The following is a 17,639-nucleotide window of genomic DNA, read 5'->3' as shown; positions in this document are numbered from 1 at the left end:
ATCGCTATAATGGGTCAATATTCGCGGTGCGCAGGTCGACTCGGTTGACTCCCGGGGGTGCCGGCTTTGCCGTGCGGACGATTTGGCGCGCGCGGGCGAACGGGTTATGGGTCGGTCAACCCTCGGGTCAGGACCCAGGCCGATGCGGCCGCGCAGGGAGCGATGGAGATACGGGGAGCAATGGCGATACCAAGGCAGGACGCGGCCGGACGGCCCCGCCGATCGACGCGCGAGCGGCTGCTCGACACGGCGGGCGAGTTGCTGGCCGAGGTCGGGATGGACCGCATCTCGACCAATTTGATCTGCGAGCGCGCCGGGCTCACTCCGCCGGCGCTTTATTATTACTTCACCGACAAGTTCGAGGTGATCGTCGCGCTCGGCGAGCGCCTAATGGATCGCCAGAATGCGGCGCTGGTCCGCTGGCTCGACCGCTACGCGAGCGCGGGCATTCACGCCTATGCCGAGAATAACGAGGAACTGCTCCGCGAGACGGCGGAGATCACCGAGGCCGAACCGGGGGGCGTCTGGATCGAACGCGCGCTGCATTCGAGCCCACGGCTCGAACATGTCCGCATCGAATCGCACCGCTATGTCACCGACCGGCTGACCGACGGCTTCCAGCCGTTCCTGCCCGACCGAACCCGCGACGAGGTCTGGCTGCGCATGCGCATGCTCGTCGAGTTCGGCTATGTCGCGACCGAATTGCTCCACGCCGAAAGCGGAATCGCGCGCGACGCCATCCTCGCCGAAACGGCGCGGATGCAGAGGCTCGTCATCCTCGACCTCGTCGACTGACCCCCGCCAGCCTCAATTGGTCCAATAGACATAATCCTGCCCGTCGCGCCACGGCGCGTCGAGCGGTACGTCGATCCGCACCGGTCCCTCGATCAGCCCCGGCCAGATCGGTTTCGCCATGTCCCTGTTCTGCCGCGCGATCATCGCGGCAAGCTGCGCGACGCGCTGCGGCTCGCGCGCCGACAGGTCGTGCCGTTCGGTCGGGTCGGCGGCCAGATTGTAGAGGCGCGCCTTTTCGGGGCGCTTCGTCACCTGCAGCTTCCAGTCGCCCATGCGCACCGCGCGATAGGCGCCCGACCGCCAGTACATCGCCTGCCGCTTCGCCGGCCCGGCCAGGATATTCTCGCTGTCGATGATGCGGTCGGACGGCAGCTTCGCCCCCGCGGCCGCGGCGATGGTCGCGAAGAGGTCGAGGTGCCCCGTCATGTCGGCGCGCGTCGATCCCGGCGCGATATGCCCCGGCCAGCGCATGAACAACGGCGTGCGGATGCCCCCCTCGAAGAAGGTCGCCTTCCACCCGCGATAGGGCGCGTTGAGCCGCGGGATGCCGTTGTACCAGGCGCCGCCGTTATCGCTGGTGAAGATGACGAGCGTGTTGTCGTCGATCCCCTGTTTCTTCAGCGCCGCCATCACGTCGCCGATGCGCCGGTCGAGCTGCGCGATCATCGCGCCATAGACACGCGTCTTGTGGTCCTTGATCTGCGGCAGCTTCGCATAGTCCGCCTTCGTCGCCTGCAACGGCGTGTGCGGCGCATTGAAGGCGAGATAGAGGAAGAAGGGCCGGTTGCGGTTCGCCGCGATCGCCTTTTCGGCCTCGGCGGCGAAATAATCGGTCATATGCCCGTTGGGATGAAAGCGCTTGCTGCCGTTGAAGGTCACGGCGTGGCGCAGATTGGCCCAGATGAACCGATCGATCGGGTCCCACGGCAGCTTGGCGTTGACCGTATCGGGGTCGTCGTCGGGCAGGAACTTCGCCCCACCGGCCAGGATCGCGAGGCTTTCGTCGAAGCCCTGCGCCTGCGGCTGCAGCGCGGGCGATTCGCCCAGATGCCACTTGCCGATATGGATGGTGTGATAGCCCGCCGCCTTCACCGCCTCGGCGATCGTCACCTCGCCCGACGGAACGCCCATGTCCGGATAGTCGGGAATATCGTCGGTGATCAGATCCTTGTGGAATATCGCCTTCAGCGGCCCGACGCCGTCGCCATGCGCGAGGTTTTCCGCGAAAGCGGTGGGAACGGCGGTGAATTCGAAGCCGAACCGCGTCGGATAGCGCCCGGTCATCATCGCGGCGCGCGACGGCGAACAGGTCGCGTTGGCGGCATAGGCGGTGGTGAAATTCAACCCCTCGCGCGCGATCGCGTCGATGTTCGGCGTCCGGACGATCCCGCCCGCGACCCCGCCGCCGTTGAGGCTGATGTCGTTGAAACCCATGTCGTCGGCGACGATCAGGATGATGTTGGGGGGCCGCTCGCCTGCCGGCGGCGCCTCCGGCCCCTGCTGCCACGACACCGCGCGATTGGGCTGCACCGGGTCCCGCCAGTCCTGGATCAGTCCCGGCAGGCGGAACTTGTTCGCCTCGAACGCCCAATACCCCCCCGCTCCCGCCAGCGCGAGCACGCCGAGCGCCACCCATCTCTTTCGCATCCTGTCCTCCCCACCTATCCGAATGTCAGAACCGCGATGTGACCGAAGGCCGCCGCGAGCGCGAGCGCCAGCCCGACGGTGACGCGCGGGCTGGCGTAAAAGCCGATCTGGCGCTGCGTCGGGAAGGAAAAGGTCGATTCGATCCCCAGCGTCTTGTTCGGATGCGCGGCGCGGAAAGCGGGGTCCGCCGCCATGCGGACCAGATCGCGGCGGCTGCGGTAGCGCATCGTACCGACAAGCGACCAGCCGGGGTCGGCGGGCGTATTCCACGCATCGATATAGCCGCCGACCTTGCGCCCGACGAACAGCGGATGGCCGCCGCGCGCGATCAGGCCGCGCACGAACGGCTCCGAATAGCGGCGCAGCCACTCGCTGCCCTCGCGCGCCGTGCCGCTCGCCGGATCGGTGACGAGACCGGGCCGGGTTCGCACGAGGTTGACCATCACGAATTCGCGGCCGTCGTCGGCTTCCAGAAAGGCGCGCAGCCGTTCGGCATCGTTGCCGGTTTCCGCCATGCGCGGCCCCAGCGTCGCGAGGAAAGCCTCGATCTCCTCGCCGCGCAGCGGGCGGCGGATACCGTCGTAGAACAGCAGGAAGGCAAGCCAGAGGAACAGCGCGCCCGCCCAGATCGCCGCCAGCGCCGTCTCCGGTCCGGTCATCGCCTCTCCCCTCTCTCCGGTTGCCCCGAAACAATTGACACTCTATGTGTCATTATATTCATGGCGACGCAAGACGGTTCGGCGTCACCCATTGACCCCGGCGGCAAGCTGGGCCAGCGGAGGCGGCATGGCGACGCAAACGAAGAAGCGGGAGACGAAGGCGGCGCGGCCGGAGCGCATCGACGGGCGGCGCGAGCGCAGCCGGTCGAGCCACAAACGCATCGTCGAGGCGATGATGGAACTGATCGCCGGCGGCGACCTGATGCCGAGCGCGGCGCGCGTCGCCGAGGAAGCGGGAATCGGGCTGCGCACCGTGTTCCGCCATTTCGACGACATGGATTCGCTCTACAGCGAGATTTCGGCGACCGTCGCCGAGCGGGTGATGCCGATCGTCACCGCGCCTTATCGCGGCGAGGACTGGCGGGCGCATGTCCGCGATCTGGTCCGGCGCCGGGTGCGGGTGTTCGAGACGATGCTGCCCTTCCGCCTCGCCGCGAACATCAAGCGCTATCAGTCGCCGTTCCTGATGGCCGAATATGGCCGGGTGATCACCGTCGAGCGCGAACTGGTGCTCCGTCTGCTGCCCGACGCCGTCGCCGCCGACCGGATCGCGAGCGAGGCGCTGTGCGCCGCGCTGTCGTTCCAGACCTGGCGCGCGATGCGCCACGACCAGGGCCTGCCCGCCGAGGAGGCGGGAACGGTGATGGCGCATATGGTCGATGCGCTGCTCGCCGTCGCGCCCGCAGGACAAGACCGGTGATCGGCCGCGCCGCGCTGCTGTCGCTCGGCGCGCTGGCAGTGCTCGCCGCCTGCGGCAAGCCGAAGGCGGAGCGGCTCGCCGAGGCGCAGCCGCCCGAATGTCCCGCAATGCCTGCGGCCGATTATGTCTGGATTCCCGGCGCTAACTTTACCATGGGCGCCGACGCGACCCTGCCCGAGGAGGCCCCGGCGCGCGCCGTGACGGTCAAGGGCTTCTGGATGGCGACGCACGAAGTCACCAACGCCGAATTCGCCGAATTCGTGAAGGCGACCGGCTACAAGACGCTGGCCGAGAAGGACCCGCCCAGGCTGCCCGGCGCGCCCCCCGAAATGCTGGTTCCCGGTTCGGCGGTGTTCGCGGCGCCGACCGACGGCAACCCCAATTGGTGGCGCTGGGTGGTCGGGGCCGAGTGGCGCCACCCCGAAGGGCCGAAGACGGGCATCGCCGATCGCGGCCGCGACCCGGTGGTGCAGGTCGGCTTCGAGGACGCGCTCGCCTATGCGCGCTGGAAGGGCAAGGCGCTGCCGAGCGAGGAGCAATGGGAACTGGCGGCGGCAACCGGCGGCGCACGGCGCGACGTGCCGGTCGATGCCGATGGCCGCCCGCTCGCCAACTATTATCAGGGCGTCTTTCCAGTCCGCGATCTCGGCACCGACGGTTTCAGGGGCCGGGCGCCGGTCGCCTGCTTTCCCGCCGACGGCCACGGGGTCCACGACCTGATCGGCAATGTCTGGGAATGGACGACGAGCGCTCTCGACACCGACCGCAATGTGATCAAGGGCGGCAGTTTCCTGTGCGCGGCCAATTATTGCGCGCGCTACCGCCCCGCGGCGCGCCAGTTTCAGGAACGCTCGCTAGGCACCGATCACATCGGCTTTCGCCTGATCGACACGACGCGCCCGCCGCCGCCGGACCAGCAGCCAGCCCAGCGCTGAGAAAGCGACGAGCGCGCCCCCGAGCACCAGTGCCGCCTGGATCGCGCGCTTGCGCCCCTGCTTGCGCCACGCATAGAGGTTGATCTGATCGTCGGCGGTGTAGCCCGCCGGCATTTCGAGCACCCCGTTCGCCTTGGCGAAGGCCGCGTAATCGGCGCGCATCGCGGCGAAGCGGTCGGGCATCGTCCGCGACAGGTCGCGCGTCTCGCCGGGGTCGGTGCGGATGTCGAACAATTGCCAGCGCCCGTCGCCGGTCGGCGGCAGGTTGCGCACCAGCTTGTAATCGCCGCGGAAGAGGGCGGCATTGCCCGACAGTTCATAGCCGATCGGCGTGTCGCCATGGACGCTGCCCGCCGCGCCGGCGAGCACCGGAACCAGGCTGCGTCCGGCCAGCGGTTCGACCCGCCGGCCTTCCCATGTCCCGCCATGCGCCGGGACGCCGGCGAGTTCGGTCAGCGTCGGCACGATGTCGGTGACGTGCGCCAGCCCGTCGCTGATCGCGCCCCCACGGACCTGCGGATGGCCGGGCCAAGCGATGATGAGCGGCACGCGCAGCCCTCCCTCGGTCGCACTGAACTTGTAGCCCGACAGCGGCGACGCCGCCGCGCTCGCCCAGCCGGGACCGATGGCGGCGAAGCTGTGCCGGCGGCCGATGTTCGCGATCGACGTGTCATATTCCATCCCCAGGAACAGCCGGTTGCGCAGCCGGTTATAGGGATCGAGCGGTTCGGGTCCGTTGTCCGACAGGAAGACGAAGATCGTGTTGTCGTAATCGCCGCTCGCCTTCAGATGCGCGACGAGGCGACCGATCTCGCGGTCCATCGCGGTCGCCATGCCGGCATAGGCCTGCATCGTGCGCGTCGCCGCCCTGCGCTCGTCGGCGTCGAGCGCCTTCCAGTCGCGGGTGGTCGCCATCGTCACCATCGGCGCGCCCGCGGGCACGATGCCGAGTGCGGCGGCACGCCGGGCCCGCGCCTCGCGCAGCGCCGTCCAGCCGTCGCGATACAGACCCGCATAGCGCGCGATGTCGCTGTCGGGCGCCTGCACCGGGATATGGTTGGCCAGGAAGTTGACCGAGGCGAGGAAGGGCTTGCCGCTCACGCGGTCGGCCTCGATATAATCGATCATCGTCTGCACGACGAAACGCGACGAATAATAATCCTTGGGCAGCTTGCCGGGCTTGCCGTTGTCGGTCCAGTTCGCCTTGTCGTACATTCCCTCGATCGGGCGCTGGTCGAAATTGTCGGCACCCGCATCGGCGAGACTGAAGGCGCGGTCGTACCCGCGTGCCTCGGGCAGCCGCGTCGCGTCGCTGCCCAAATGCCATTTGCCGGTCAGGTACGTGCGATAGCCCGCCGCCTTCAGCATCTGCGCGATGGTGACGACGCTGTGATTCATCACCGTGTCGTATCCGGGCTTGCCGCGATGCGCGTCGGGGATCGTCTCGGGCATATTGCCGAGCCCGGCGCGGTGATTCATCACCCCGGTCTGGAGCATCGCGCGCGTCGGCGAACAGGAGCCCGCGGCATGGAAGTTGGAAAAGCGCACCCCCGCCTTCGCGAGCGCATCGATGTTCGGCGTCGCATAGCCGGCGCCGAACGATCCGACGTCCGAAAAGCCCCAGTCGTCGGCGAGCAGGATGACGATATTGGGATGGCGCGGCGGTGCCGGGGCGCGCTGCGCCGCAGCCGGCACCGCCGCGAGCAGGGCGCCGGCAGCCAAAAGTCCGGCGCGGCGAACGACGGCCATGCGGTCCGGCCCCCCGCCGGTTTCCACGCGCACAGCCATCGCTCCCTCCCTGCTGTTATATTGGCACTATCCATGCCAATATATCGACGCATGCGCAAGGGGGCGTCGCAAGATGGAGGTGCAGATGGAGCGACGTGGGTTAGGGCTAGCGGAGATTCGGTTTCCGCACGCTTATCCTCCCGTCGTCATGCTGAACTTGTTTCAGCATCCATGGCCCGGCCTTCCCTACTGCGCTGCCTTCTATTCAAGGGCAGACCGCGGACCCTGAAACAAGTTCAGGGTGACAAAACATAGAGAGCAAACGCGTTACTTCCATTCCGGACGGGGAAAGTCGGTAATTCAGCCGACGATTTCTATGCCTCGCGCCACCGCGCCGGCAGCGTGATCTCGCATATCAGGCCGCCGGGTTCCCAGCGACGCTCGATCGTGCCGCCCAGATTGTTGCGCACGCTGCGTTCCATAAGCAGCGTGCCGAAGCTCGTCCGTTCGGGCGGGGCGACGGCGCCCACGCCGCCCGATTCGGTCCAGGTCAGGCGCAGCAGGCGCGGGTCGGCGTCCTCGTCGTCCTGCGTCCATTCGATATCGACGCGGCCCTTTTCGGCCGACAGCGCGCCGTGTTTTGCGGCGTTCGTCGCCAGTTCGTTGAACAGCAGCGCCATCGCCACCAGCGCATTTTCGGGGAGAAGCAGATCGGGTCCGGACCAGCGGATGCGCGGAAAGGATGCCTCCACCTCGCGCAGCAGCGCATGCATCGACCCGGTCATGAAATTGGCGCCCAGCAGCACGTTCTGCGCCCGGTTGAGCGCGTCGAGCCGGCTGCTGATCCGGTCGACATAATCGTCGACGTCGCGCGCCGACTGGCGCGTCAGCGAGATGATCGCCCCGACCGTCGCGAACAGGTTCCGCATCCGGTGATGAAGCTCGCGCATCAGCAGGTTGGCGTTTTCCTGCCGGCTTTTCTGTTCGGTGATGTCGACGCTGATCCCGGTCAGCATCGCATCGTCCGCCCGCACGTCCCAGTCGCCGCGTGCCGCGATCCAGCGCACCCCGCGCTCGGGATGGCAGATGCGATATTCGGTCGCGTAGGGATCGCCGGTGTCGATCGATTCGTCGAGAACGCGGCGCGCCGCCGCGCGGTCGTCGGGATGGACCCGGGCGAAGAATCCCTCGCCGGTCGACAGCGCGGTCTGGAAATCGGCCCCCCACAGCTCGGCGGTCGCGCCGCGCCAGCGCAGCTGGTCGGTGCGCGCATCGAGCTGCCAGGTGGCAATGCACGAGAAATCGAGCGCGCGTTCGAGCATGCGGCGCGCCGCGTCGCGCTCGGCGGCGGTGCGGCGCAGTTCGGCCTCGGCCATGATGATCGCCGCGAAATCGCGCAGCCGGCCGAGCAAGCGCGCGTCGAGCGCAGGACGCGACTTGCGGTCGATGATGCACAGCGTACCAAGCGCAACGCCGTTATGGGCCAGCAACGGCACACCGGCATAGAAGCGGATGCCGGGCTCGCCGGTGACGAGCGGATCGTCGCGGAAGCGCGGGTCGAGCGCCGCGTCGGGAACAATCAGCGCCTGCTGGTCGGCAACGACATGACGGCAGAAGCCGATGTCGCTCGGGATTTCGGCGAGGTCGAGCCCGTGCGCCGACTTGAACCATTGCCGGCGGTCGTCGAGCAGCGAGACCAGCGCGATCGGCGCGTCGAACAGGTCGGCGACCAGCTTCGTCACCCGGTCGAAAGCGGGGTCGGGGCCGCTGTCGAGAATGTGATATTCGCGCAATGTGTCGAGCCGGCGACGTTCGTCGCGCACTGCCTCGCTGTCCCCACCGTCGGCCAATGCCTGTCCCTTGCTGCGATCCGGCGTGTCCGCGCCGTTTGTCACCCCGGGCCGCTTTGCCATGAATCCGGTTCCCAAATCAAAGCCTGGGGGTCCGAAATCGCAAAAAGGTCGCAAATTCACCCGCTTGCGCCGAACCCATGTCGCGTCCCGGCTATGTCTACGCATCGCAACGCGACAAGTTGCAGCGCAGCGCCACGCTTTTTTGCGCGCGAAAAGCGGAACCTGCGCGGGCGAGCCGCGTATGACTCGCTTAAAGAGGGAGCTTCCAACATGCCATTGGGCGAAGAAATCCGCGGGCACCTGCCCTTCCTGCGCCGCTATGCGCGCGCGCTCACCGGCAGCCAGTCGCATGGCGACCATTTCGTCCATACCTTGCTGGAAGTCATCGTCGCCGCGCCCGACGAGATCCGGTCGGGCCAGGGCATCCGCATCGACCTTTATCGCTGCTTCCACCGCATCTGGGAAAGCGCCTTCATCGAGGATGGCGAGGTCGACGGCGACGCCGCCGAGGACCCGCTCGTTCGCGCCGCCAATCGCCGCCTCGCGCGCATCACGCCGCTGGGGCGCCAGATTCTGCTGCTGACGGCGCTCGAGGGATTCTCTGTCGAAGAGGCGGCGATCGTCACCGGCACCAACGTCGCGACGGTCGAAAGCCTGCTCGACGAAGCGGTCGCCGACCTCGACCGCGAATCGCGCACCTCGGTCCTGATCATCGAGGACGAACCGCTGATCGCGATGGAACTGGAGCAGATCGTCCGCGACCTCGGCCATCGGGTCGCCGGGATCGCGACGACCCACGACGACGCCGTCGCGGCGTTCGAGCGCAGCGAGGCGGGGCTGGTGCTTGCCGACATCCAGCTTGCCGACGGGTCCTCGGGGATCGATGCGGTGCAGGACATATTGGCGATCGCGCCGGTTCCGGCGATTTTCATCACCGCCTTTCCCGAACGGCTGCTCACCGGCAACCGCATCGAACCGACCTTCCTGATCTCCAAGCCCTTCCGCGAGAATACGGTGCGCGCCGCGATCAGCCAGAGCCTGCTCTTCACGCCGCAACTCGCGGCCTAGGGCGGATCGACATTCAGCTCTGGCGGCCTGCAAATGGCGGCTTTTCGCGCTTCCGGTGCTCACGTGCCATCAGCACGCTGCGCTCCGGGTCGCGAAAAACCACCATTTTCGCCTCGCCATCTTCTGAATGTCGATCCGCCCTAGGAGGGTTCAGCCCCCGGCGGGTCCGTTCGCGGTCAGATCGTCGACCGTGCCCATGATGGCGGCGAAAGCCTCGCTCGCCGGCAGTTCGTCGGTGCTGCGCAGCGGCATCTGCCCGCTGTCGAGAATCGCGTGCAGCGCGGCGCGCGCGCGCGACACGCGGCTCTTCATCGTGCCCACCGCCACGCCGCAGATTTCGGCGCCCTCGTCATAGGACAGCCCCCCCGCACCGATCAGCACCAGCGCCTCGCGCTGATCGACCGGCAGCAGCATCAGCGCGCGCTGCACGTCGGCCAGGTGCAGGCTGTCGTCCTGATCGTCTGGCGCGACCAGCATCCGCTCGGCCGCGAGCTCGTCATAGTCGGCGGTGAATTTCCGGCGCCGCATCTGCGACAGGAAGCAATTGCGCAGGATGACGAAGGCCCAGCTCTTCATGCTCGACGGGCCCGGGACATATTGGGCGCGCGCCTTCCACGCCTTCAGCATCGTTTCCTGCACCAGATCGTCCGCGAGGTCGGCGTTGCCGCACAGGCTGCGGCCGAAAGCGCGCAGATGCGGCAGCAGCGCCGCCAGCTCGCGCTTGAAGCTGGCGTCGTCGAGCGGACCGGAGGGGGCGATGTCGGAGGTGCGGCTCATGGTCGGCGCCGATCGGGACGCAAGAACCGCGCGGAAGAAAAATCATGCATTCCGCCGTTACTTAGCGGGTGCCGCCGCCGATGCAAAGCCTATCGCGCCGGTGGCAAATACCTAGGGTCAGAGCCCCTTAATGGCGCGTTCGAGGTTTGAAGCGATTTTGCTCAGGGCGAGGAGGCACGGCGCAGGAATATGAATATATTTCGAGACTTTTCGACGAAGCCATGGGCGAAATCGGTCAAATCCCCCTCCCGCATAACCGGGGGACGCCGAAATGGCTTCGATCTCGGGTCCGCGCGGCCTTGCGGGTAGCGATGCTACCCGCTGCACCCGCCCAAGCCCGATATCTTCGCCATTTCGACGCCTCGAACGTGCCATTAAGGGGTCCTGACCCTAAGGTCAGGGCCTCGCCCACGCGGGCCCGCGCCCGCTCACTGTGGTTTTAGGGCAACGCATCTCGTCGCAAAAAATCGGACGCGGGGAACCTGCGGCCCCCTCTGTCGTTGCTTCGGAATGGCAACGCACGGAGAAAACAGGATCAACGGCGCACATGCGCCCGGCCGCGCTGTCGACGCGCCGCGCCGGATGCACGGTGGCTTTCCGGGCACGGGAAGCGACCAGTGGCACCGGACGCTGACGGGCCGCCAGTCGCCCGAGCCGGTCAGCGCCAGGCTGCGCATGATCTATGGCAACATCGTCGCGGAAAGACTGCCCGACGGGATGCTCGATCTCCTGTCCCAGCTCGATCAGAAAAGCCCGACCAAGGAATGACCCGAACCCAAGCTGCGGCGCCATCGCAGGACGACAAGCGTTTGACCGATGGCGAATTCAAGACGCTGCTCGCCGGCGTCATTCCGCACCTGCGCGCCTATGGCCGCAGCCTGTCGGGCAATCCCGACCTCGCCGACGACCTGACGCAGGACACGATGGTCAAGGCCTGGGCCTCGCGCGACCGGTTCGAGCGCGGCACCTCGATCAAGGCGTGGACCTTCGTCATCCTGCGCAACACCTTTCTGTCGCAGATGCGCCGCAACAAATTCCGCGGCGATTACGACGAACTGGCGGTCGAGCGCACATTGTCCACCCCCGCCTCGCAGGAAGAGGAGAGCGAGATGGCCGATCTGCAGCGCGCGCTGATGGAATTGCCGCAGGACCAGCGCGAGGCGCTGATCCTCGTCGGCGCGGGCGGCCTGTCCTATGAGGAAGCGGCGAGCATCTGCGACTGCGCGCTCGGCACGATGAAGAGCCGGGTTTCGCGGGCGCGCGGCGCGCTCGAGGAGATCATGACGCGCGGCCAGTTCTCGCAGAAGCGCGCCGACGCGCCCCCGGCGAGCGAAGCGATGGACGCGATCATGGACAGCGTCGAAACCATCGCCGCACGCCGCGAGGAATCGCGGCGCTGACGGACACCGTGTCCCCGCGAAGACGGGGACCCGGAGCCATGCGAGGACACTCTGGCCTCCGCCTTCCGGCGGCTTTTCGACGACTTCGGCGCCAGAGAGCCAGGCCACGGAGCCCCCCCACTCTCTCCCGCTCGACATTCGGCCGATCGCGCGCCAGACTGCATCCGTCTCCCCAGCCAAGCGAGTATTTGCGATGATGAAGCTTCCAGCCCTCGCCCTTTCCGCCGCGATGATCGTCGCGGCCTGTTCGACCGGCCCGGCGAGCAACGCCGCCGACAATGCGCGGCTCGACGCCTCGGGCGAGCAGCCCGCGGCGCCGCTTGCCGACGCGCCCTTCACCGTCGAGACGGCGGCGGCCTTCGACGAGCCCTGGGCGATGACCTTCCTTCCCGGCGGACGGCAGGCGCTCGTCACCGAACGCGCGGGCAAGCTGAAGCTGTGGCAGGAGGATGGGCCGGTGCTGGACGTCGCGGGCGTTCCGCCGGTCGCCTACGGCGGGCAGGGCGGATTCGGCGACGTGATCCTCGCGCCCGATTTCGCGACCGCCGGCACCATCTATCTGAGCTGGGTCGAGGCGGGCGACGGCGACAATTTCGGCGCGGTCGTCGGCACGGCAAAGCTGGTCCAGGGCAACGCGCCGCGGCTCGACGGCCTCCGCATCATCTGGAAACAGGACCCCAAGGTGCCGGGCCGTGGCCATTTCTCGCACCGCCTCGCCTTTTCGCCCGATGGCAAGCATCTCTTCATCACCTCCGGCGAGCGGCAGAAGTTCGACCCGGCGCAGGACATGAAGGCCAATCTCGGCAAGGTCGTCCGGCTGAACCCCGACGGCAGCGTTCCTGCCGACAACCCCTTTGCCGCGCAGGGCGGCGTCACCGCGCAGATCTGGTCGCTCGGCCACCGCAACCTGCTGGGGCTGACCTTCGACGGCGCCGGGCGGCTGTGGAACCAGGAAATGGGGCCGAAGGGCGGCGACGAGGTCAATCTGGTCGAACGCGGCGCCAACTACGGTTATCCGATCGTGTCGAACGGCGACCATTATGACGGCAAGCCGATCCCCGACCATGCGACCCGCCCCGAATTCGCCGCGCCGAAACTGTGGTGGAATCCGTCGGTCTCGCCGGGGGGGCTCGCCTGGTACGGCGGCGACCTTTATCCCGGCTGGAAGAACAGCCTGCTGATGGGCGCGCTGTCGGGGCAGGGCCTGATCCGCATGCGCGTCGACGGCGACCGGCTGCACAAGGCCGACCGCTGGGATTTCGGCACCCGCATCCGCGAGGTCGAGGTGCGTGAGGACGGCAGCGTCTGGCTGCTCAGCGACGGCAAGGACGGCAAGCTGCTGAAGCTGGTCCCGAAGGGCTGATCCCCGCGCGGGCGCATGCCATGATCCGCACCCTGCTCTCGCGCCGCGCCGAATGGCCGGCCCGCGTTCCCGATCCCGACGCGCCGCCGCCGCTCGGCCTGTTGTGGCGCGAGGTCGCGGCGCTGCTGCGCGCGCTGGGCGGGCGCGTCCGCCCGATGCCGCCGGAACCCAACCCCGACAGCCCGTGGCCGCCGGTGATGGTTCTTCCAGGCTTCCTCGCCGGCGACTGGTCGACCAAGGGGCTGCGCGCCGACCTGCGCCGCGCGGGCTTTCGCTGCTATGCCTGGGGCCTCGGCTTCAATCGCGGCGCCACCGCCGACATCATCGAGCGGATCGACACGCGCGTCCAATGGATCATCGACCGCACCGGCCGCGCGCCCGCGCTCGTCGGCTGGAGCCTCGGCGGCATCTATGCCCGCGAATATGCAAAGCATCACCCCGGCCGGGTGGCGCGCGTCGTCACGCTGGGATCGCCCTTTTCGGGCAGCCGCCGCGCCAATCGCGCGTGGCGGCTCTATCACCTGATCGCGCGCCATCCGGTCGACAATCCGCCGATCGACTTCCACCCGGCCCCGCGCCCTGAGATGCCGACCTTCGCCCTGTGGTCGGCGCACGACGGGGTCGTCGCGGCGGCGAGCGCGCGCGGCCTGCCGCACGAAAGCGACCGGCAGGTCGAGGTCGATTGCGGCCATATGGGGTTCGCCTATGCTCCGACCTCGGTCGCCGCAATCGCCGCAGCGCTGACCGAAGAGGTCGCGGCGCGCGATCAGCAGACGTCGATCCGGTAGTCGGCGCCCGCGCGCCACGCGAACAGCATGCGCCCCGGCCGCCGGCCCGCCTGCCCGGTCGGCACGAAGCCGATCCGGCGCAGCAGCGCTGCGGAGCGCGCATTGCCCGGACGGCATTCGGCGACGATCGTGCCGCCGGCCCGCGCCGCCGCCAGATCGCGCACCACCGCCGCGACCGCCTCGCGCGCGAGGCCCCGGCCGCGCGCCGTGGCGGCGAACCAGTATCCGACCTCGTGATCGCGGCCGCGGCGATGCACCCCGATCACGCCGATCAGCGCCGCGCCTTCGCGCACGGCGTGAAAGACGTCATCGCCGCCCGAACGCGCGATCAGCGCGCGGGCATCGGCTTCGGTGAACGGGGTGGGCAGGAAATGCACCTGCTCGGTCACCGACGCATCGGTGATCGCGGCGAGCGCGGGCGCGTCGGCGGCGTCGAGCCGGTCGATGCGGCAGCGCGCGGTGGTCAGGCGGATCAATGTCTCTGTCATCTTGCGGCTTTCCGAAAGGGCGCGCCGTGGCAGAGAGGGTGTGGTTTCGGGATGATGACCAGGCGCCTTCCGACACGGCGGCAATGGTCATGATAGGTGATGCCATGCCGCTCCTTAGGTAAAGGAGCGCCAATAGGCCTTGAAACGTGGAGATCGGTCGCTGGTCATCACGCCGGCGCGTCTAGCATCCCCGCGCGCGCCGATCAAGTCGGCTTGACTCGTGTCCATCACGCACTAATTAAAGTTACATGAAACGCGACAGCCGTCTTTCGGGCGTTCTCCACATCTTGCTCCACATGGCGGACGCAGGGGAACCGCGAACGTCCGACCAGCTGGCAAAGGCGATGCGGACCAACCCCGTCGTCGTTCGCCGCCTGCTGGGCGGGCTGCGCGACGCGGGGCTGGTGCATTCGGAGAAAGGGCATGGCGGGGGATGGACGGTCGCGCGAAACCTGGCTGCGATCAGCCTGGCCGACATCTATCGTGCGATCGGCCGTCCGGCGCTGATCGCAATGGGGAATCGCGACGATGCGCCCGACTGCCTCGTCGAACAGGCCGTGAACGCAGCCCTCGAGGCAGGCTTTCGCGAGGCAGAGGCGTTGCTGCTCGCACGGTTCGAACGGGTGACGCTGGCCGCGCTCGCCGACGAATTCCACGCGCGCCTCGCCGCGCTCCCCACTGCCTGCAAGGACCCTGTTCATGGCTGAAGCCATCCAGTATTTCCTCGACCATTTCAAAGACCCCGAAACGGTCGCGCACTATGCCGACGGCCCGCGCCGCTTCGTGCCCGGTATGGACGGCCTCCATCGCATGACCGGGCTGCTGCTGGCCGAGCATGTTCCCGAGCGCGGGCATGTGCTGGCGCTGGGAGCGGGCGGCGGACTGGAGCTCAAGGCGATGGCGGAGGCTCACCCCGGCTGGCGCTTCACCGGCGTCGATCCGGCCGGGCCGATGCTGGCGATGGCCGCGCAGATGCTCGGGCCGAACGCGGCGCGTGCGAATCTGGTCGAGGGTGTCATCGACGATGCCCCCGCCGGTCCCTTCGACGGCGCCACCTGCCTCCTCACCCTGCATTTCCTCGACCGCGACGAACGGATACGCACGGCGGCGGCGGTCCGCGAACGCCTGCGCCCCGGGGCGCCCTTCGTCGTCGCGCACGGCAGCTTCCCCCAGGAACCCGGAGAGCGCGACCGCTGGCTCGACCGCTATGCCGCCTATGCCGTCGCTTCGGGTGCCGACCCCGATGCGACGGCGAAAGGACGCGATGCGGTGGCCCGCCACGTCGCCATGCTGTCGCCCGAAGAGGATGAGGCGGTCCTGCGCGCCGCAGGCTTTTCCGGCGTCGCGCTGTTCTATGCCGCCTTCACCTGGCGCGGCTGGGTCGCTTATGCCTGACGGTCAGAGCGTCCGATACAGGACCAGCGCGTCGACGAACCCGTGCGCCGGGTGGTCGAACGCGCCCGGCAGGCGTCCCACCACCTCGAACCCCAGCCTTTGCCAGAGCCGGACCGCGCGGTCGTTGGAGGAGACGACGAAATTGAACTGCATCGCGCGAAAGCCGCGCGCCCTGGCGCGCTCGACCGAATGATCGCACATCGCCCGCGCGATGCCGCGCCCCGTGGCGGCGGCGGCGGTCATATAGCCGCAATTGCACACATGGGCGCCGCCGCCGGCCTGGTTGGCGCGCAGATAATAGGTGCCGAGCACCGCCCCTTCGACCTCGGCGACGAACACTTCCTTGTCGGCCCCGAACCAATAGGCGAGGGCCTGTTCCTCCCCCATGTCGCGATCGAGCGCATAGGTATCGCCGGCCCGGATCGTCGGCCCGATGATCGCCCAGATGGCGGCCGCGTCGGCCGGGGTGGCGGATCGTATCTGCATGGCCGCCGTGCCTATCGCGCCGCCGCCGCGCCAGCAAGCGCCGCGACGGCTGGACGCGCCCAGCCGGGCGGCATATCCCCGTGGGGCGAGGAGCGCCTGCCATGAGCTATGTCTATCTTTTCATCGCGATCGTGTCGGAGGTCGTCGCAACCTCCTTTCTGAAGGAATCGCACGGCTTCACCCGGCTCGGCCCGTCGCTCGTCACGATCGTCGGCTATGCCGTCGCCTTCTATTGCCTGTCGCTGACGCTGCGCGCGATGCCCACCGGCGTCGCCTATGCGATCTGGTCGGGGGTCGGCATCGTGCTGATCGCGACCGTCGCCTGGCTGTTCCAGGGGCAGAAGCTCGACACGCCCGCGATCGTCGGCATGGCGCTGATCATCGCCGGGGTGATCGTGATGAACGTCTTTTCGGAAAGCCTCGCCCAATAGCGCTGGGACGCTACGCGTCCACCGGCCGCCGCATGACGAAGGTGCCGGGACCGTAAGGACCGTCGGCGCCCGGCGCGGCATAGGCGAAACCCAGGCGCTGCCAATAGGCGTCGGCACCGCCCACCGCGACCAGTTCGATCACCGGCAGACCCGCCGCCCGCGCGAGGTTCAGGACCAGCGCGACCGCCGCCTCCCCTGCCCGCTGGCCGCGCGCCGCGGGCAGAAGCGCGATGTCGTGGAGATAATAGCTGTCGGGGTCGGCCGGGAGAGCACCCAGCGCGGCCCCGAGCTTCGGCGGCGCTCCGAGCCGCCACGGATGAGTGACGAGATAGCCGATCGCCGCCCCTTCGCCCTCGATCCCCCTGCTTTCGAGGATATGGCACCCCTGCGGATAGAGGGCGAGGCGTTCAGCAAAGGTCGTCAGCGGTTCGGTGAAGGCGCCGTGCACGGCATCGGACATCGCGGCGACCGCGGGCAGGTCGTCGGCACGCATCGGGCGCCACGCCGCCGCGCCGCCGCTCATGGCGCGTCCAGAAAGGGCGCGACGACCGCGGCCGTCACCCGCAGCGGCCGCCCGCTCGCCTTGTCGAGCAGCGCCCACACCGTCCGCGCGCGAACATGGACCCGCCCATCCGCGCCGGTGAATTCCATGAAACGATCGAACTTCGCGCCCTGCGGCGCATCGGCGACCCAAGTCCGCGCGGTGACGTTCCCGCCCGGCCCCAGCGCGCGCAGATAGTCGATCTCGTGCCGCACCACGACCCAGACATAGGCATCCTTGTGGCTCTGCGGCGCCGCGGCATTCCAGTGCGCGGTCGCCACCTGCTGAATCCACTGGACCCAGACCGCATTGTTGACATGGCCGAGTTCGTCGATCGTGTCAGGCGTGGCGGTGAGGGAGAGGGTGAAGGTTCGCATCATCGATCCCATAGCATCCCCCTCCCGCAAGCGGGAGGGGCAGTGAGACTTGCGAACTTGTTCGCCAGTCGCAGCGGGATGGGCATGAAGCGTTGGCGGTTTGCCCACCCCGCTGCGGCTAGGCAGCAAACTGCCAAGCCTCGCTACC

Annotated in this window: 20 protein-coding genes; 11 read left to right on the top strand and 9 right to left on the bottom strand. The window is 68.2% G+C overall.

Annotated features, from left to right (window positions below; genetic code table 11):
- Positions 1 to 180: 180 nt before the first annotated feature.
- On the top strand, positions 181 to 795 hold the full coding sequence (locus tag AC2S9W_RS07350) for a TetR/AcrR family transcriptional regulator (protein WP_076074207.1): 615 nt from the start codon (positions 181 to 183) through the stop codon (positions 793 to 795).
- A 12-nt stretch (positions 796 to 807) separates the two neighbouring features.
- On the opposite strand, the gene AC2S9W_RS07345 is transcribed toward AC2S9W_RS07350, so the two are convergent.
- Together AC2S9W_RS07345 and AC2S9W_RS07340 are read right to left on the bottom strand one after the other, a co-directional pair.
- Positions 808 to 2,442 carry a sulfatase-like hydrolase/transferase gene (locus AC2S9W_RS07345; RefSeq protein WP_076074204.1) on the bottom strand — a complete coding sequence of 545 codons (1,635 nt, stop codon included), beginning with the start codon at positions 2,440 to 2,442 and terminating at the stop codon, positions 808 to 810.
- Between the two features lie 14 nt (positions 2,443 to 2,456).
- Positions 2,457 to 3,101, bottom strand: coding sequence for a hypothetical protein (locus AC2S9W_RS07340; protein WP_076074202.1), 645 nt, complete (start codon positions 3,099 to 3,101; stop codon positions 2,457 to 2,459).
- Positions 3,102 to 3,228: 127 nt separating this feature from the next.
- On the opposite strand from AC2S9W_RS07340, the gene AC2S9W_RS07335 reads away from it, so the two are divergent.
- Positions 3,229 to 3,861, top strand: a complete 633-nt coding sequence (locus AC2S9W_RS07335; RefSeq protein ID WP_076074200.1) for a TetR/AcrR family transcriptional regulator — start codon at positions 3,229 to 3,231, stop codon at positions 3,859 to 3,861.
- Positions 3,858 to 4,796 (top strand): formylglycine-generating enzyme family protein, encoded by a 939-nt coding sequence (locus AC2S9W_RS07330; RefSeq protein ID WP_104959344.1) that lies wholly within the window; start codon positions 3,858 to 3,860, stop codon positions 4,794 to 4,796. Before AC2S9W_RS07335 ends, AC2S9W_RS07330 begins: the two co-directional genes overlap by 4 nt.
- On the opposite strand, the gene AC2S9W_RS07325 is transcribed toward AC2S9W_RS07330, so the two are convergent.
- Both AC2S9W_RS07325 and AC2S9W_RS07320 read right to left on the bottom strand, forming a co-directional pair.
- Positions 4,716 to 6,584 carry an arylsulfatase gene (locus AC2S9W_RS07325; protein ID WP_234002564.1) on the bottom strand — a complete coding sequence of 623 codons (1,869 nt, stop codon included), beginning with the start codon at positions 6,582 to 6,584 and terminating at the stop codon, positions 4,716 to 4,718. The genes AC2S9W_RS07330 and AC2S9W_RS07325 overlap by 81 nt on opposite strands.
- A 314-nt stretch (positions 6,585 to 6,898) precedes the next feature.
- Entirely contained in the window at positions 6,899 to 8,437 is a 1,539-nt protein-coding gene (locus tag AC2S9W_RS07320; RefSeq protein ID WP_212597627.1) for a sensor histidine kinase, read from the bottom strand.
- Positions 8,438 to 8,647: 210 nt separating this feature from the next.
- On the opposite strand from AC2S9W_RS07320, the gene AC2S9W_RS07315 reads away from it, so the two are divergent.
- On the top strand, positions 8,648 to 9,445 hold the full coding sequence (locus tag AC2S9W_RS07315) for a response regulator (protein ID WP_212597628.1): 798 nt from the start codon (positions 8,648 to 8,650) through the stop codon (positions 9,443 to 9,445).
- A gap of 150 nt (positions 9,446 to 9,595) precedes the next feature.
- Here AC2S9W_RS07315 and AC2S9W_RS07310 read toward each other — a convergent pair whose 3' ends face one another.
- Entirely contained in the window at positions 9,596 to 10,222 is a 627-nt protein-coding gene (locus AC2S9W_RS07310; RefSeq protein WP_241942687.1) for a sigma-70 family RNA polymerase sigma factor, read from the bottom strand.
- Between the two features lie 582 nt (positions 10,223 to 10,804).
- On the opposite strand from AC2S9W_RS07310, the gene AC2S9W_RS07305 reads away from it, so the two are divergent.
- The 4 genes from AC2S9W_RS07305 to AC2S9W_RS07290 all read left to right on the top strand — a co-directional run bounded on the left by AC2S9W_RS07305 (position 10,805) and on the right by AC2S9W_RS07290 (position 13,773).
- Positions 10,805 to 10,990: a NepR family anti-sigma factor gene (locus tag AC2S9W_RS07305; RefSeq protein ID WP_104960286.1), complete on the top strand. Its 186-nt coding sequence runs from the start codon at positions 10,805 to 10,807 to the stop codon at positions 10,988 to 10,990.
- Positions 10,987 to 11,622 carry a sigma-70 family RNA polymerase sigma factor gene (locus tag AC2S9W_RS07300; protein ID WP_486571806.1) on the top strand — a complete coding sequence of 212 codons (636 nt, stop codon included), beginning with the start codon at positions 10,987 to 10,989 and terminating at the stop codon, positions 11,620 to 11,622. Before AC2S9W_RS07305 ends, AC2S9W_RS07300 begins: the two co-directional genes overlap by 4 nt.
- Positions 11,623 to 11,815: 193 nt before the next feature.
- Entirely contained in the window at positions 11,816 to 12,985 is a 1,170-nt protein-coding gene (locus AC2S9W_RS07295) for a PQQ-dependent sugar dehydrogenase (RefSeq protein WP_486571805.1), read from the top strand.
- A gap of 20 nt (positions 12,986 to 13,005) precedes the next feature.
- Complete coding sequence (locus AC2S9W_RS07290; RefSeq protein WP_486571804.1) at positions 13,006 to 13,773, top strand: alpha/beta fold hydrolase; 768 nt, start codon at positions 13,006 to 13,008, stop codon at positions 13,771 to 13,773.
- On the opposite strand, the gene AC2S9W_RS07285 is transcribed toward AC2S9W_RS07290, so the two are convergent.
- Positions 13,752 to 14,261 (bottom strand): GNAT family N-acetyltransferase, encoded by a 510-nt coding sequence (locus AC2S9W_RS07285; RefSeq protein ID WP_486571803.1) that lies wholly within the window; start codon positions 14,259 to 14,261, stop codon positions 13,752 to 13,754. The two genes, AC2S9W_RS07290 and AC2S9W_RS07285, sit on opposite strands and share 22 nt — an antisense overlap.
- 248 nt (positions 14,262 to 14,509) lie before the next feature.
- Here AC2S9W_RS07285 and AC2S9W_RS07280 point away from each other — a divergent pair, with 248 nt between their 5' ends.
- Both AC2S9W_RS07280 and AC2S9W_RS07275 read left to right on the top strand, forming a co-directional pair.
- Positions 14,510 to 14,968 carry an Rrf2 family transcriptional regulator gene (locus AC2S9W_RS07280; RefSeq protein ID WP_076074187.1) on the top strand — a complete coding sequence of 153 codons (459 nt, stop codon included), beginning with the start codon at positions 14,510 to 14,512 and terminating at the stop codon, positions 14,966 to 14,968.
- Positions 14,961 to 15,656: a class I SAM-dependent methyltransferase gene (locus AC2S9W_RS07275; protein WP_076074184.1), complete on the top strand. Its 696-nt coding sequence runs from the start codon at positions 14,961 to 14,963 to the stop codon at positions 15,654 to 15,656. Before AC2S9W_RS07280 ends, AC2S9W_RS07275 begins: the two co-directional genes overlap by 8 nt.
- 3 nt (positions 15,657 to 15,659) lie before the next feature.
- Here the strand turns inward: AC2S9W_RS07275 and AC2S9W_RS07270 are convergent, their stop codons facing one another.
- A complete protein-coding gene (locus AC2S9W_RS07270; protein ID WP_076074181.1) occupies positions 15,660 to 16,142 on the bottom strand; it encodes a GNAT family N-acetyltransferase in 483 nt (160 codons plus the stop codon).
- A 101-nt stretch (positions 16,143 to 16,243) separates the two neighbouring features.
- Here AC2S9W_RS07270 and AC2S9W_RS07265 point away from each other — a divergent pair, with 101 nt between their 5' ends.
- A complete protein-coding gene (locus AC2S9W_RS07265) occupies positions 16,244 to 16,573 on the top strand; it encodes a DMT family transporter (RefSeq protein WP_067112112.1) in 330 nt (109 codons plus the stop codon).
- Between the two features lie 10 nt (positions 16,574 to 16,583).
- Here AC2S9W_RS07265 and AC2S9W_RS07260 read toward each other — a convergent pair whose 3' ends face one another.
- Together AC2S9W_RS07260 and AC2S9W_RS07255 are read right to left on the bottom strand one after the other, a co-directional pair.
- Positions 16,584 to 17,096 (bottom strand): GNAT family N-acetyltransferase, encoded by a 513-nt coding sequence (locus AC2S9W_RS07260; protein ID WP_486571802.1) that lies wholly within the window; start codon positions 17,094 to 17,096, stop codon positions 16,584 to 16,586.
- A complete protein-coding gene (locus AC2S9W_RS07255; RefSeq protein ID WP_486572064.1) occupies positions 17,093 to 17,491 on the bottom strand; it encodes an acyl-CoA thioesterase in 399 nt (132 codons plus the stop codon). Before AC2S9W_RS07255 ends, AC2S9W_RS07260 begins: the two co-directional genes overlap by 4 nt.
- Positions 17,492 to 17,639: the final 148 nt, after the last annotated feature.

It is taken from the genome of Sphingopyxis sp. 550B (genome assembly GCF_057401805.1).
Note: the sequence above shows the minus strand (reverse complement) of the source record. Positions and strands in the feature narration are given on the sequence as shown.